The following is a 15,944-nucleotide window of genomic DNA, read 5'->3' on the forward strand; positions in this document are numbered from 1 at the left end:
GATGGTATTGAATCAAACTATTTATGAAAATTTCCATAACTCTTTTGAGCAAAAATGTTTTCAATTAATGGCTGCGGCATATCATACCACTTTGACTGAAAAAATAATTCAACTAGATTGGAATGAAAATGATATTTCATCTGAATTACACAAGAATATAAAAGCCAATCCATTTAGATACCAATGGGAAATTACAATAAATGTTGAAGGAACTATTCCGAAAAATATTCCGAAAGTAAAAGGTTTTGCAGATAAATTCCCCCGAATAGATTTTAAGCTTACCTCATTTAGGAAATCTTATGAATACGAGTACTTCTTTGAGGCCAAAAATTTAAAACAGAATGATTCAAAATTAAAACGAAGATATATTACCACCGGAATTGATAATTTTGTTTCAAAAAAATATGAAAAGGGAAGTTTAGTAGGTTATTTACTAGAAGGAAAAACAGATAAGACCGTAAATGGAATTAATTATCTTTTAGAAAAAGATAAAAGAGAAACTGAAATTTTGAAAATTACATCAAACCAGTGGTTTAATTTTTTTTATGAATCCTCCCACCCTGGAATAAATACCCTTAAACATTTCATCCTGGACTACACGAGAATTCCTAAATAAAAATTGTTCCTATTTAATTTAATTAACGCATTCCTTAGAAGTTTCTTATATAGCAAGCTCAATTGGAATAAGTCTAGAAAGATTCTTATATGAGGAAAAGAATGTAGATGAGAAGATTAATTATAATTCATACGAACAATTTTAGATCTCACCATTATTCCATACGTATGCTCTTTGAGTATATGAGGATGCCCTGAAGTTAGTGTCTGTTCGATCCGCATGCAGGAGTGGAATTGATTAAAAAGACACCGGCGTGTAGGGTCACCATACTTTTGTTTTGTTAAAGAGGTTTTAAAAATAGGAAAATTTTGAAGTTACATCTCTTTAAGAGAAAAGGATTTTACGGGCACTCAGGTAAACTCAAAAGATTATTAGGTTCTTCCCCGTCATTAACCGTCTTTAAATATTTATTACCATAACGACTGTTAGCCACAATGACGTCAACTGTTAGCAAGCCTCGCTTTACAAAAAAATCCCATTCCCCTTTTTCAATCCCGGTTAGTGCATCTTGCTGGGTGGCTATTTCGGTTCGAATTGTGCCAGTGATTTCGGTCGGTTAGTGCCAGGCATTTCGGTTTGATTTGTGCCACTTTTTGGCAGCAATGAAAATCATAACGGTTCAAATTGTGCCAGTCATTTCGGTTTGATTTGTGCCACTTCCGGAATTCAAGGAACCATAACGGTTCGTTTTGTGCCAGTCGTATCGGTTCGTTTTGTGCCACTTTGGAAGATCAAGTAATATCTTGTTGCAAAAAATGTAATAAGATCTGGCCAACACCCTTGATCCGATGGACTTAAAACAAATTATTACCTTAAAACTGGATGGTTTTAGTAACCGTAAAATCGGTGCTACTCTGGGCATCTCCCGAAACACTGTCAACAGCTACATGAAGCTTTTTAAGGCCAGTGACTATTCTTTTAAAGAACTACTATCCTTTGATAATGCACGCCTGGATGCGCTTTTTCCTTCACATACCACTATTGATAATGAGCGGCATGATGAACTGATGCTCTACTTTGAAGGGGTCAATAAGGCCCGGAATCATCCTGGTTTTACGTTTTTATACCATTATCAGGAATATGCACAACATGCTTCCCAGCCTTATAGCTACACGCAGTTTATGGAGCATTACCGGCGTAAATATGCTAAGGTCAAAGGTTCCATGAAACTTGAGCACGAAGCAGGTAATGAGATGTACATTGATTATACGGGCAAAAAACTGCATATCGTTGATAAAGACACTGGAGAACTTATTCCCGTAGAAGTATTTATTGCTATCCTTCCTAACAGCCAGTATACTTACGTAGAGGCTAGTCAAAGCCAGAAACGGGAGGATCTTATCACTTCTTGCGGTAATGCATTACATTTTTATGGAGGTGTGCCTAAAGCCATTGTATCAGATAACTTAAAATCTGCAGTGACCAGGGCAAGTAAATATGAGCCGGAGATCAACCGAAGCTTTAAAGACTTTGCCCGCCATTATAACTGTGTGATCAATCCCACCCGCAGCTATGCTCCACAGGATAAAGCTCTGGTGGAGAATGCAGTCCACCTGGTCTATCAACGGATTTATTATCCCTTGCGGGAGATGACCTTCTTCTCCTTAAAAGATCTAAACCGGGAGATAAAACGCCTGCTTGTTACCTATAATAATTTACTGTTCCAGCGAAAGGAAGCCAGCCGCAGGGAACTCTTTCAATCCATAGAGCGGGAATACCTAAAACCCTTGCCTACATCTGCCTATGAGATCAAGGATTATAAACGTGCAAAGGTTCAGAAGATGGGATATGTATACTTCTCTCCAGATAAAAGTTATTATAGCGTTCCTTACCGATACATCGGCAAAAAGACTCTGATCCATTATACAAAAAGTGTGGTAGAGGTTTATTATAACCACGTTCGAATTGCCCTGCATCAGCGAAATCCTGTTAAGGGAACCTACACCACAAATACAGAACACTTAAGTAGCACCCATAAAGGATATACCTCCTGGAGTCCTGAATACTTTAAAAACAAAGCCGCTGCGCATGGGGCTAACGTAGTGAGCTGTGTAGAAAAGATCCTTGCTGACAGTGACTATCCTGAAACAGGTTACAAACGGGTGATGGGGCTTATCATGCTTCACAAGTCCTACAGTTCCCAGAGGCTTGACAATGCGTGTAAAAGAGCTTTGCAGGCAGATGCGGCTTCATACAAGCGGATCAAAAAGATATTAGAAAACAACCTCGACCAAAGCTCCCTCTTTTACCAGGACCTTGAAGAAGATAAGACCCATATTCCATCCCATCAAAACATTAGGGGTGCTGCTGCTTACAAGTAAAACTCATTTAAATCAGAAATATGAATAACAATCAAACTATTGAAAAATTAAAACAAATGCGATTGGGTGCTATGGCCCAGCTACATCATCAGTACGTGAACAACAATCAACTAAACGATATTACTGCCGATGAATACCTGGCACTACTGGCAGACCACGAATGGGAGGATCGCGAGAACCGAAAGATTGACCGTCTTTTTAAACAAGCAAACTTCAGGCAGAAAGCAAGTCTTGCTGAAGTGAACTACACCTCCAGTCGTAATCTGGATAAGAATATGTTTGTACGCCTGGGATCCTTGGACTTTATAAGCAGAAGAGAAAATGTGATTCTCACCGGTGCCTCCGGTGTTGGTAAAAGCTATTTAGCCCAGGCTTTAGGCCACCAGGCTTGCCTTATGGGGTATAAAACTGTATACTCAAATACAGCCCGCCTTTTTAAAAAATTTAAACTTTGTAAAGTTGATGGAACCTATCTTAAAGAACTCAATAAACTCCTTAAAGCAGATCTACTCATCCTTGATGACTTTGGACTTCAGGCCTTCGATAATCACGCAAGAGAGACCTTAATGGATATTATAGATGACCGCTACAATAAAACATCTACTATACTATCCTCTCAAATACCGGTATCTGCATGGTACGATATTATTGGAGAAGGAACTATTGCTGATGCGATCCTGGACAGAATTGTAAACTCATCTCACAGGATAGATCTCAAAGGAGAATCATTAAGAAAAGGAGTTTTAAAAAACGAGTAACATTAATTTTTTATATAATTGCAGTATCTTTCAAAGTGGCACTGTTTGAACCGAAATCAGTGGCACGGTCACTCCGAAATAGCCACAAGTTAATAAAAAAAGAAATATGGAAGAAGATTTTTATTCATGCACACGCAAAATGCAGGAATAAATTATTACATGATCTTCCATTACGGGAAACCGTAAAAGTTATTAAATCATCTTCCATACCTTAGGACCAGAAAATAGCATTGAGTCTTATAAAAGAATACAAAAATTTATTCGATATATTTTTTAATTAACCTTAACCAACTATTGAAAAATATGAACACCCTAAAAGCTATCAAACCCGGACCAAAACCGAAAAAAGATGATGGAACTCCAGATAGAAGAAGACGAGTTAATCCAGAAACTAAACCAAAACATCCAAAACTTAAGCCTCACAAGCATAAGCCTGGGGATTAGTTAAAAAACATAGTAGGTTGATGGTAAAGAAGAACTACGAAGAAAGTAAAAGGAGGCTTTTTATCTATTATTGCCCATTTGAAATTTTAATTACTAAGAAATAAATATCTAATAACTACTTACATGAAAAAAATACTACTTATTTCCGTTTTATTAATCACAACATATAGTTTTTCGCAAGACATTAAAAAAGAATCTGAAAATGCAAAAACCAAAATGGAAACATTTGCATCAAAGACAGGCGTTATAACAAAATTTACTGATACTAATTTGAGTAATTTAAAATCTTCCTATACGGTTGCCGAGACTAGAGTAAGAAAAATAAGTAGTGGAGATAATGAAAGATATTTTTACCAAATTGAAAAACCTGGAAAATATAGTAATTCCACCGCCTCAATTGAATATTCAGATTTAATAGAGGTAATAAAAGCATTTCACAGTTTAAAGTCTGAAGTTGACACAGATAATAATAAAAATCCAGATTATCTAGAAAATAAATTTATTACAGAAGATGGGTTCCAATTGGGTTATTTTGTTAGGAAAGGTAAAACTACGTGGTATATGAAATTAGAAAAGTACGGTTCAGATACTACTTTATTTATTAATGATTTGGACAAAATTGAATCGAATTTCATAGAGGCTAAAAATAAAATTGAAGAGTTGAAATTGTAAGAATTACAATCAAGAATCCCTCAATTTTAAAAAGTAGAACAAGAAACTGTAATTTTCTTAGGGTTTACAATACGAATGTCTATATTCTTTTGCAACGCCTGCTTGTCCTGCACGCAATCAAATAAACCAACTCACACTGTTATTTTTAGAAGACTTATAGGAAATTCCCTATATGAAGAAGCTCCAATCATTTTTTAGACTTACGTACAATATCTAGAGTTTTTCCAAAATTTAACCGTAAAGTTGGTAAGAGCCGATAACTAAAACTATTTGAACAAATAATAACTAAAATTGACCTTAGTCATAATAAAAAATGAGCGAAGAACAAATTAAACATCCAAGATTACATAAGTTAATTATTAAGAATTTTAGGAGTATTGGTGAAAATCCAGTCGAAATTGAGTTAGACGATATTGTAGTTTTAGTTGGAGCCAACAATGCAGGTAAAAGTAGTATTCTAAAAGCATATGAACTTGTGATGAGCGAGGGCTCGAAACAATGTGAATTAAGTATAGAAGACTTTCCAAACCACAAAATTGTTGAAGACAAATATCCTGAAATTGAGCTTCATACAATCGTTTATGATAAAAGTCCTGGAGAAAAATGGATTTTCGAAACTGAGGACAGGGAAAAACTAATTAAAGAAAAATGGACTTGGAATAATATTGGAAAACCTACACGCTACGGTTTTGATGTTGCCAAAAATGACTGGGCAGATGCGGCCGATAAAATAAAAGTGCCCTGGGGCGCACCAAATGTTGCAAACTCAAGAAGACCTAAACCTCACATCGTGGAGGCATTTGCATCACCAGAAGAACAAACCAAACAGGTAATTAGTATCTTGGTTTCTATACTAAATGAGCGAGTTACAACAATGAAAGAAGATGATGATGAAAAATCAACATTTAGGACTCTTCTCGATACTGTAAAAGATTTACAGAAAAACATCGTAGAACAATCACAAGAACAGATAAACAAAATTCAAGAAGAATTATCAAAATACGTAGGTAAAGTTTTTCCAAATTATGAAGTCGAGTTCGATGCTAAACCAGAAGAAAATATTGAAAGTACGATTAATTTTTTTAAAGCTAACCCCCAACTTTTAATCGGTCCAACTAACGGTTTCAAATCCCCAATTGAAAGACAAGGTAGCGGAGCAAGAAGAACATTGCTTTGGACGGCTCTAAGAATAGTTGCTGAAAACAAAAAATCTAAAGCAGATATTAATAGACCAAACGTATTATTATTGGACGAACCAGAAATTTGTCTTCATCCGAATGCAATTAGAGAATCTTGCGATTTATTATATTCATTACCAAAAAATGATAATTGGCAAGTTATGGTAACAACTCATTCGCCTCAATTCATTGATATTTCAAGAGATAACACTACAATTATTAGAGTTGAAAGAAATTTAGATGGCGAAGTTTTCGGAACAACTATTTTTAGACCGGATAGAGCAAAATTGACAGAAGATGACAAAGTAAATTTAAAACTCCTTAATGTTTATGACCCGTATGTTGGAGAATTCTTTTTTGGGGGTAAAATTATAATCGTAGAAGGAGATACAGAATATAGTGCTTTCAGACATATTATAGCGAAAGATAAAGAGAAATTCCAAGACGTCCACATAATAAGAGCTAGAGGTAAAGCTACCATTGTTTCATTATGCAAAATCTTGAATCAATTTGGCGCAAACTATTCTGTGCTTCACGATAGTGACACACCTACTTGTATGAGAAAGGGTAAATCCATAGTTAATCCCGCTTGGACGAATAATACAAAAATATTGGAGGAGACAAGTAAGGGAAATGGTAGAATTAAATTAGTTTCTTCAATACCACATTTCGAAGGAGCATATTATAATGATGAATTGAAAAGTGAAAAACCTTATACCGCGATTAGTATGATTAAGGATAATCCCGATGTTCTTAAAAGTGTTGAAACATTACTATCAAACCTTTGTGATTTAACCACGGATTTGCCCAATAACGCAATAAATTGGAATAAAATTGATGAACTTAAAATCAGATTTGAGGAGTAGTACTGGATACCAATCTATACAAACATTGTTTAAACGGGGATCAATTCGAAAGCCCGAGGTCGCTTGCGACACCTGATTGTACTTCGTTTAAGCTCGCCCAGTTATCTACATGACGTTGAACAAAACTCAAGAAAACTAAATAATAAAATATATGAAAATAATTGCATTACAAGGACGAGGAGGTTCTGGAAAAACAACCACCATAACTAAATTACCAAATATTCTTATCTCAAACGGATATAAGCAAGTTCCAAATAAGAAGAAAAGTTACGGGGGAGATTTTCTTGATATATTTGATGATGGAAATAAAAAGGTCGGAATCACAAGTTCAGGTGATACTTATGATTTGGTGAATGATAGGCTGTCTGATTTAGTTAAGGAAAAATGTGATGTTTGTATATGTGCATGTAGGACTGCTGATCGAAAACCACATGGAACTATAGCTGCAACAAAAAATTTCCCAAGTTATACGAATGAATATGTAGTTAAAACCTATGCTACTGGATCAAATAATCAATTAACAGCAAACCAGAAGGATGCTCAAGCATTATTTAACAGAATCTAAAAAGCGCTAATTGCAACAATGGTTCCTAATAAAGAAATTCTTTTTCGAGCTCATACGGTAAATATAATTGCAAAGTTAAGTGCTAAACCACTGATCTCCTATTAGGCGGGAGGAATTTTAAAGATAGAATCAACTACTAAAAACTATGGAATTTAAAGATTTATCAATAAAAGAAGAATCGAAAAGATTTAAAGAACATTTAATTTTAGAAAACAACAATAGAATAATTCTATCTGGAATTTTTGGGATTGGAAAAACTTACTTTATAGATAATTTTTTTAAGGCTAATAGCAATGAATTCATTGTAATAAAATTAAATCCTGTTAATTATTCTGTCTCCCAAAATGAGGATATTTTTGAATTAATCAAATTCGATATTGGATATCAGTTGTTCAAAGAAAATCCCAACTTTGAGAAAATTGAAATCAACAAACTTTTAGCCACAGAATTTTTTGTACGGCAAAATTTTGAGGATATCATCGAATCCTTAGCAAATAATCTTTCAAAACTTGATCACAGACTTAACTCAATTGTTAGACCAATTTTAAATTTAAAAGATAAAATTCAAGGTTTTAAAGAACAAAACGAGATTGATGAGGAAAAAGATTTAATAGATTTTCTCAAAGAATTTAAACTTAAGAAGGGAACATTTCGGGAAGAAAATTCAATAACCGAATTGATCAACATACTTCTTCAGACTTTAAAGGAAAATTTTTCAGAAAAAAAGACTGTCCTAGTAATTGATGACTTAGACAGAATAGATCCTGAGCATATTTTTAGAATTTTAAATATCTTCTCAGCGCATTTTGACTACTACGAATTAAATGGTGAAAATAAATTTGGTTTTGACAAGGTTATTTTAATATGTGATATTGATAACATTAGAGGAATTTTTCACAATCAATACGGAACAGATATTGACTTTTCTGGGTACATTGATAAGTTCTATTCTTTAGAAATCTTTGAGTACAATTTTTCCAATATTTTAATTTCCAGCCTTGAGAAGTTTTTTAGAAGTATAAATTCCAACGACAAGAGCATTGTAGCCCATATAATTAATAATAGCAGTAATTATTACACTAAAGAATTATCATTCTTACTGGGTTATTTTATTAATTCAAACACTTTAAGTATGAGGTCCTTAGTTAACTTTTTAAAAATAGATTATCGCCCCAATGGATATGTTATAAAAACAGGTTCGTCTCATAAAATTTACACCAAGGATACACCTATTTTTTTAGTATTCGAAATTCTAATAAAGTTATTTGGTGGTCTGGAAAACTTCAAATTTGCTGTGGAAAAAACAATAAAAAAATTTCCAATCATAGAGATGTCAACCTATAATGATTATTGGAATCAAAGATTAGGAAATTTAATAATGCTTTTGGAGTACAATAAAACAAATTTAAAACCACAGTCAGATACTCAGAAATTTTATGATTTGGAAATAGGAGTAAAAATAAATTATGAAATTAATCCTACGGATTATGGAATAGTAGGTAAAGCTCAACAAATTGGTGAAGCCTCACCGGATTCCCCGTTTTTAGAATTACGTAGTATTCTAAATTACAGAATAAAATATTTTCAAATCTTGAAAAAAGCACTATTAGTTTATGAACGCATACCTAAACAAATTGAATAAAAACACATAATGGTTCAACATTAGAAAATACCTTTCTTAAACCTGTTTCCAAATGTGTTTGGCTACCTTACATTATTGTAATTCAACTTATCAGCCCGCAAATTTAAATACTGAATGTAAGGCAAAAAAAATGTAAAACTATAAAATGAGTGGATTCAAATTATACAGTTTAGAGATAAATAATAAAAATATTAATACTGACAGAGTTGATCTAATTAATAAATTCTCTTCATTATCTTATGACAACTACTTCACTTTAATTGTTGGAAATAATGGTACAGGTAAGAGCAGAATCTTAAGTGAGATAGCCCGTTTTTTCAAAGAAAAATTTAATGAAGGTAGGCAACGAAGTCTTTTTACCGAATCCCATTTTAAGTTCAATATTCTTCCTTCAAAAGTTATTACAATTACTAATAGTATTTCGGATAAATTTCCAATAGATAGTAGTTTTAGACCATCAAGACTTGACCTAAATGAGCATTTGCATCGTAATTTTAAATATAATTACTTAGGTACAAGAAATAGGTTCAATAGCTTTTCCAATAAAGCATTAATGAATAGAGCTCTCGAAATTGTTTTTGAGAGTTATTCCGAATACGATGTTTCCCGTAATTATAGACATATTTTTGACTATTTAGACTATGAACCTATAATAAAAATTAACTACAGATTCAGAAACTCAACATTAAGGAATTTAAAGACTATTAATCCAAGCAGTTTAATTAAGCTTGTTGAAAATAAGAATGATATCGAAAACAGATTTACCTATCGAAATGAGAAGTTAATTCATTTAGTAAAAGAAAGAGCGGAAGAGATCTGTGAATTTATACTTGATAGAACAAATTTCCGCTTAGGAGAAAATGAAAATGAAATAACTATAAATTTTTCAGCGAAAAATATCGGACGAATTCGCGATGACAACTCTTTATATAGCGAAAATGTTTATGAATACGAGGTTATAAATATTCTAAGGAAATTAGACATAATTAAAAATCTGGAAATTCAAGTTTTTAAAAAAGGAGGAATGCCCTTTAATTTTTCAGATGCGAGTTCTGGTGAAGCTAGCATTCTTTCAACATTACTTTCATTAATTCCACTTCTCAAAAATGATAGTTTAATTTTAATAGATGAGCCAGAGATTAGTTTACATCCACTCTGGCAATCTAAATACATTGATTTACTTAATAAGATTTTAGAAAATGTTTCAGGATGTCACGTAATTATTGCGTCCCACTCGCCATTTATAGCTTCAGATTTGAATCCTAATAATTCTAGTGTCATAACCTTAAAAAATAAGAAAGGCTTTATAAAATCAGAGGCTATTACTAATTCTACATACGGTTGGGCCGCCGAAGATATTTTGCTTAACGTTTTTGAAATGCCATCTACAAGAAATTTTGACTTATACGACAATGTAACAAAGGCATTGAGGTGTATCCGGTTGGCCAAGTACATCTGGTGTAAACTTAAGATAAATTCTAGCTTGCCTCCAAAAAAGAGATGGATAAGCAAGCCTATATGTTTGAGTTAATTCAGGAATGGGAAGTTAGTGGTTTAAGTAAAAAGGATTTTTGTCAAAAGCATGGGATCATTCGGAGTAATTTTTATTACTGGATCAAAAAATGGAAGAACAGCAAATCGGAAGCTCCGGAAGGATTTTTAGAGATCACTCCAGGTAAAACGGATTCCTTCCACGCTCAATATCGACTGAAATATCCTAATGGAGTACAGCTAGAAGTCTCCGGGATTGGTTTAAACCAATTAGCGGCTCTTGTAAACCTGTAATCCATGTTTAGTTTAAGTTCCTCCAATCGGTACTACCTCTTTAGCCAGCCTTGCGATATGAGAAAGGGTTTTCAGGGCCTATCGGGACTGGTCACCGCCAAGATGGGAAAGAATCCCATCAGTGGCGATGTTTTTATATTCATCAACCGCAGGGCTACCCATATCAAACTCCTGCACTGGGAATTCGGGGCTTTGTGATTTATTATAAACGTCTTGAGAAAGGAACGTTCTCGCTTCCCAAAGTGCTCCAGTCAGGAAGTGTTAGTTGGAGTCAGCTGGTGCTGATGATCGAGGGGATCAAGGCAGAAAAGCTGCGTCACCTTAACCGGTACAATCCTCCTGAACCCCCTGATTTTACTGATAAAAACACAAAATAATTGTTGTAAAAAAGCAGGGAAATCTGTACTTTTATGCTATGGAAAAATCCCTGGAAACCCTTTCAAAACAACAGTTGTTGGCCCTTTTAGAAGAGCAATCAGCGCAGGCGACATTCCATAAAAAAGAGCTTCAAAAATCTCAGCAAGAATTAAAACAAAAGACTAAGGAATTAAAGCAAAAAGACAAGGAACTTGCCCGGGCTGATGAGCATCTTCGCAGCTATTTGAGTAAGTCCGGAGTTCTAGAGGAAAAAGTGGCCTACCTGGAGAGCCAGCTGGAGATGTTCCGAAGGATGCAGTTCGGTCAGAAACGCGAGCGTTTTGAAGATAAGGAACAGTTGGCTTTGCCTTTTGAGGTTACTGCCCAGGAGCTTGAAAAACGAGAAGAAGCCTTTACAGAAAAGATTACCTACCAGCGTAAGAAGAAAAATGCCACTCATAAAGGGCGTCAGCCGCTTCCGGATCATCTTCCGGTAGAGGAAGTGAAGATCTATCCTAAGGGAGATATCTCTCAGATGAAGTGTATCGGTCAGGAAGAGACCGATGAATTGGAATACGAGCCTGCACGATTTTTTATTCGCAGATATATCCGGTATAAATACGCTCACAAATCCGGAGAAGGGGTGATCATCGGAGAACTTCCTGAGCGGGTGATCGATAAGGGTATTCCAGGATCCGGACTGGTAACTTCTCTATTAGTTGATAAATACTGTGACCATATGCCGCTTCACCGTCAGCTCGAACGTTTTAAAAGAGAAAAGGTCCCCATCCCTCCCTCTACTATGAATGGCTGGTGTGCCAGAGGGATCGATCGGATTGTTCCGCTCTTTGAAGAACTCATAGCCGATGTAAAATCTCAAGGCTACTTGCAGGTTGATGAAACAACAATAAAGGTGCAGGATGAGGGGAAAAAAGGAAAAACTCATCTGGGATATTATTGGGTATATCACAGTCCCATCGATGGAAATGTAGTCTTTGACTACCAGCCTGGCCGTGGGCAAAAGGCACCCGAAGCCATGCTTAAAGATTTTAAAGGCTACCTTCAGACAGACGGCTATGCGGTCTATGATCATTATGCTAAAAAAGAAGAGGTCACCCATTTAGGATGCTGGGCCCATGCCCGTCGTTATTATGAAAAATCGCTGGATAATGACCCGGAAAGGGCAACCCGTGCCTTAAAGGAGATCCAAAAAATATACGCTATTGAAAGAAAAATCAAAGAGGCAAATCTTAGTCCAGAGCAAATTAAAGAGGTGCGCCTTAAAGAAGCATTACCAGTAATTAATGAACTGGGGAAATGGATGACTCAGCAGCTTAAGTTTACCTTGCCCAAAAGTCTGATAGGAAAAGCACTTGCCTATAGTGTATCTAGGTGGGATGCGCTGTGTGCTTACCTGTATGACGGAAATTTATTTATAGATAATAATCAAATTGAAGGAAAAATTCGTCCGGTTGCTGTGGGAAGAAAAAATTACTTATTTGCAGGATCTCATAAAGCTGCTCAGAGAGCTGCGGCAATCTATTCCTTCTTTGCTATTTGTAAAAAGCACCAGGTGAATCCCTATGAGTGGTTAAAATATACCTTGGAAAATATCATGACCATCAAATACAAGGATATTAAGAATCTCTACCCCCAGAATTACAAAAAATTACAGCTGGGTAAATAAGCAAAAACTACTTACAAAATTATACTCTATTTACCGCGGCGTATTTAGCCGACTGCATACATTGAGGTTGCTAGCTGATAATAACCGTTCTCATAGCAATCTTAAATTGATTCAAAAGAACCTAATTAAATTTTATCCATTCATTTTGGATAACGATCCAATTAAACCTGTCCTCAAAGCAATACTTGACGCTGAGTAATATGAGCGATATAATTTCAAAACCATATGTCTGGACAATTGCCGAAAAACAAGTTATAAAAGATAATTTCGGAAATCATAATGACTGGCCTAAAGGAATATTTAATAACTTAAAAGAGAAGTTAATTGATTATTTGAGAATTCAACAGAAAAACAAATGTTGTTATTGTAAATATGACTTAGGATTCGACATTAAACAAGTTGATATTGAACATATTGTTCCTAAATCAAGACACGAAAGATTCACATTTGAACCATTAAATTTGGCATTAAGCTGTCCCGGCTGTAATACCAAAAAAAGTGTTAAACCTGTCTTGAATACAATTACCGTTAAATATTCCAAAAACTCTAATAATTATAAAATCGTCCACGCCCATTTTGATAATTATTCAGACCATATCAATATCGTAAATGGTTGTGTATTTACTGCTAATTCTGCGAAAGGAAGTGAAACTATTACTTACTGTGAATTATTTCGTTTAAGCACAGTAGAAGAAAAAATAAAGGCTACTAAAGGATTAGAAACGTCAACTTTAGAGTCATTAGTCATTGATTTAAAGAATGCGTCTAACGAAAAAAAAGAAGAATTAGTTAAGCTTTTGACTAATGCCATTCGCTAAAACTTATTTCTTCATAACGAAGATTGGTTAGGCGATATGGCCTAGCTAAAATGATTGTTCTTTGGACCTGAACCGTTTTTAAATCTTATAAAATTTAAGAAGACAATTTCGAAAAATGTTGTAAACTGAACGTATGCAGTCGGCTAAATACGCCGCGGTAAATAGAGTATAATTTTGTAAGTAGTTTTTGCTTATTTACCCAGCTGTAATTTTTTGTAATTCTGGGGGTAGAGATTCTTAATATCCTTGTATTTGATGGTCATGATATTTTCCAAGGTATATTTTAACCACTCATAGGGATTCACCTGGTGCTTTTTACAAATAGCAAAGAAGGAATAGATTGCCGCAGCTCTCTGAGCAGCTTTATGAGATCCTGCAAATAAGTAATTTTTTCTTCCCACAGCAACCGGACGAATTTTTCCTTCAATTTGATTATTATCTATAAATAAATTTCCGTCATACAGGTAAGCACACAGCGCATCCCACCTAGATACACTATAGGCAAGTGCTTTTCCTATCAGACTTTTGGGCAAGGTAAACTTAAGCTGCTGAGTCATCCATTTCCCCAGTTCATTAATTACTGGTAATGCTTCTTTAAGGCGCACCTCTTTAATTTGCTCTGGACTAAGATTTGCCTCTTTGATTTTTCTTTCAATAGCGTATATTTTTTGGATCTCCTTTAAGGCACGGGTTGCCCTTTCCGGGTCATTATCCAGCGATTTTTCATAATAACGACGGGCATGGGCCCAGCATCCTAAATGGGTGACCTCTTCTTTTTTAGCATAATGATCATAGACCGCATAGCCGTCTGTCTGAAGGTAGCCTTTAAAATCTTTAAGCATGGCTTCGGGTGCCTTTTGCCCACGGCCAGGCTGGTAGTCAAAGACTACATTTCCATCGATGGGACTGTGATATACCCAATAATATCCCAGATGAGTTTTTCCTTTTTTCCCCTCATCCTGCACCTTTATTGTTGTTTCATCAACCTGCAAGTAGCCTTGAGATTTTACATCGGCTATGAGTTCTTCAAAGAGCGGAACAATCCGATCGATCCCTCTGGCACACCAGCCATTCATAGTAGAGGGAGGGATGGGGACCTTTTCTCTTTTAAAACGTTCGAGCTGACGGTGAAGCGGCATATGGTCACAGTATTTATCAACTAATAGAGAAGTTACCAGTCCGGATCCTGGAATACCCTTATCGATCACCCGCTCAGGAAGTTCTCCGATGATCACCCCTTCTCCGGATTTGTGAGCGTATTTATACCGGATATATCTGCGAATAAAAAATCGTGCAGGCTCGTATTCCAATTCATCGGTCTCTTCCTGACCGATACACTTCATCTGAGAGATATCTCCCTTAGGATAGATCTTCACTTCCTCTACCGGAAGATGATCCGGAAGCGGCTGACGCCCTTTATGAGTGGCATTTTTCTTCTTACGCTGGTAGGTAATCTTTTCTGTAAAGGCTTCTTCTCGTTTTTCAAGCTCCTGGGCAGTAACCTCAAAAGGCAAAGCCAACTGTTCCTTATCTTCAAAACGCTCGCGTTTCTGACCGAACTGCATCCTTCGGAACATCTCCAGCTGGCTCTCCAGGTAGGCCACTTTTTCCTCTAGAACTCCGGACTTACTCAAATAGCTGCGAAGATGCTCATCAGCCCGGGCAAGTTCCTTGTCTTTTTGCTTTAATTCCTTAGTCTTTTGTTTTAATTCTTGCTGAGATTTTTGAAGCTCTTTTTTATGGAATGTCGCCTGCGCTGATTGCTCTTCTAAAAGGGCCAACAACTGTTGTTTTGAAAGGGTTTCCAGGGATTTTTCCATAGCATAAAAGTACAGATTTCCCTGCTTTTTTACAACAATTATTTTGTGTTTTTATCAGTAAAATCAGGGGGTTCAGGAGGATTGTACCGGTTAAGGTGACGCAGCTTTTCTGCCTTGATCCCCTCGATCATCAGCACCAGCTGACTCCAACTAACACTTCCTGACTGGAGCACTTTGGGAAGCGAGAACGTTCCTTTCTCAAGACGTTTATAATAAATCACAAAGCCCCCGAATTCCCAGTGCAGGAGTTTGATATGGGTAGCCCTGCGGTTGATGAATATAAAAACATCGCCACTGATGGGATTCTTTCCCATCTTGGCGGTGACCAGTCCCGATAGGCCCTGAAAACCCTTTCTCATATCGCAAGGCTGGCTAAAGAGGTAGTACCGATTGGAGGAACTTAAACTAAACATGG

Annotated in this window: 16 protein-coding genes; 13 read left to right on the plus strand and 3 right to left on the minus strand. The window is 35.8% G+C overall.

Translation table 11 applies throughout. The features are described 5' to 3' along the window. Position 1 precedes the first annotated feature (1 nt). Positions 2–616 carry a hypothetical protein gene (locus FHG64_RS06280; protein WP_139065626.1) on the plus strand — a complete coding sequence of 205 codons (615 nt, stop codon included), beginning with the start codon at positions 2–4 and terminating at the stop codon, positions 614–616. Positions 617–956: 340 nt separating this feature from the next. Here the strand turns inward: FHG64_RS06280 and FHG64_RS19975 are convergent, their stop codons facing one another. Beyond that, the gene (locus tag FHG64_RS19975) at positions 957–1,163 is read right to left on the minus strand and encodes a DUF3892 domain-containing protein (RefSeq protein WP_139067905.1); all 207 of its coding nucleotides are present in this window, start codon (positions 1,161–1,163) and stop codon (positions 957–959) included. A gap of 241 nt (positions 1,164–1,404) precedes the next feature. Between FHG64_RS19975 and istA the strand changes: the two genes are divergently transcribed. The 12 genes from istA (at position 1,405) to FHG64_RS06340 (ending at position 13,709) form a co-directional block, all read left to right on the plus strand. Further along, positions 1,405–2,937, plus strand: a complete 1,533-nt coding sequence (istA, locus tag FHG64_RS06290) for an IS21 family transposase (RefSeq protein ID WP_218937560.1) — start codon at positions 1,405–1,407, stop codon at positions 2,935–2,937. 20 nt (positions 2,938–2,957) lie between these two features. After that, a complete protein-coding gene (istB, locus tag FHG64_RS06295) occupies positions 2,958–3,695 on the plus strand; it encodes an IS21-like element helper ATPase IstB (protein ID WP_139064981.1) in 738 nt (245 codons plus the stop codon). A gap of 567 nt (positions 3,696–4,262) precedes the next feature. Next, positions 4,263–4,811: a hypothetical protein gene (locus FHG64_RS06300; protein WP_139065627.1), complete on the plus strand. Its 549-nt coding sequence runs from the start codon at positions 4,263–4,265 to the stop codon at positions 4,809–4,811. Between the two features lie 313 nt (positions 4,812–5,124). Continuing rightward, positions 5,125–6,855, plus strand: a complete 1,731-nt coding sequence (locus FHG64_RS06305) for an ATP-dependent nuclease (RefSeq protein WP_139065628.1) — start codon at positions 5,125–5,127, stop codon at positions 6,853–6,855. 151 nt (positions 6,856–7,006) lie between these two features. Then, on the plus strand, positions 7,007–7,420 hold the full coding sequence (locus FHG64_RS06310; protein ID WP_139065629.1) for a hypothetical protein: 414 nt from the start codon (positions 7,007–7,009) through the stop codon (positions 7,418–7,420). Positions 7,421–7,565: 145 nt separating this feature from the next. Next, entirely contained in the window at positions 7,566–9,062 is a 1,497-nt protein-coding gene (locus FHG64_RS06315; protein ID WP_139065630.1) for a P-loop NTPase fold protein, read from the plus strand. Between the two features lie 145 nt (positions 9,063–9,207). After that, positions 9,208–10,593: an AAA family ATPase gene (locus tag FHG64_RS06320; RefSeq protein WP_139065631.1), complete on the plus strand. Its 1,386-nt coding sequence runs from the start codon at positions 9,208–9,210 to the stop codon at positions 10,591–10,593. Beyond that, the gene (gene tnpA, locus FHG64_RS06325; RefSeq protein WP_139065632.1) at positions 10,581–10,847 is read left to right on the plus strand and encodes an IS66 family insertion sequence element accessory protein TnpA; all 267 of its coding nucleotides are present in this window, start codon (positions 10,581–10,583) and stop codon (positions 10,845–10,847) included. Before FHG64_RS06320 ends, tnpA begins: the two co-directional genes overlap by 13 nt. Positions 10,848–10,850: 3 nt before the next feature. Then, entirely contained in the window at positions 10,851–11,045 is a 195-nt protein-coding gene (tnpB, locus tag FHG64_RS19560) for an IS66 family insertion sequence element accessory protein TnpB (RefSeq protein ID WP_246054314.1), read from the plus strand. Between the two features lie 44 nt (positions 11,046–11,089). Beyond that, complete coding sequence (locus FHG64_RS19875; RefSeq protein WP_317133590.1) at positions 11,090–11,224, plus strand: hypothetical protein; 135 nt, start codon at positions 11,090–11,092, stop codon at positions 11,222–11,224. A 38-nt stretch (positions 11,225–11,262) separates the two neighbouring features. After that, positions 11,263–12,891: an IS66 family transposase gene (gene tnpC, locus FHG64_RS06335; protein WP_139064654.1), complete on the plus strand. Its 1,629-nt coding sequence runs from the start codon at positions 11,263–11,265 to the stop codon at positions 12,889–12,891. Positions 12,892–13,091: 200 nt separating this feature from the next. After that, positions 13,092–13,709, plus strand: coding sequence for an HNH endonuclease (locus FHG64_RS06340; RefSeq protein WP_139065633.1), 618 nt, complete (start codon positions 13,092–13,094; stop codon positions 13,707–13,709). A 191-nt stretch (positions 13,710–13,900) separates the two neighbouring features. Here FHG64_RS06340 and tnpC (FHG64_RS06345) read toward each other — a convergent pair whose 3' ends face one another. Together tnpC (FHG64_RS06345) and tnpB (FHG64_RS06350) are read right to left on the minus strand one after the other, a co-directional pair. Then, on the minus strand, positions 13,901–15,529 hold the full coding sequence (gene tnpC / locus FHG64_RS06345) for an IS66 family transposase (RefSeq protein WP_139064654.1): 1,629 nt from the start codon (positions 15,527–15,529) through the stop codon (positions 13,901–13,903). Positions 15,530–15,567: 38 nt separating this feature from the next. Beyond that, complete coding sequence (gene tnpB / locus FHG64_RS06350; RefSeq protein WP_139064653.1) at positions 15,568–15,942, minus strand: IS66 family insertion sequence element accessory protein TnpB; 375 nt, start codon at positions 15,940–15,942, stop codon at positions 15,568–15,570. Positions 15,943–15,944 lie beyond the last annotated feature (2 nt).

The sequence above is a fragment of the Antarcticibacterium flavum genome, from assembly GCF_006159205.1.
GTDB classification, from domain to species: Bacteria; Bacteroidota; Bacteroidia; order Flavobacteriales; family Flavobacteriaceae; genus Gillisia; species Gillisia flava.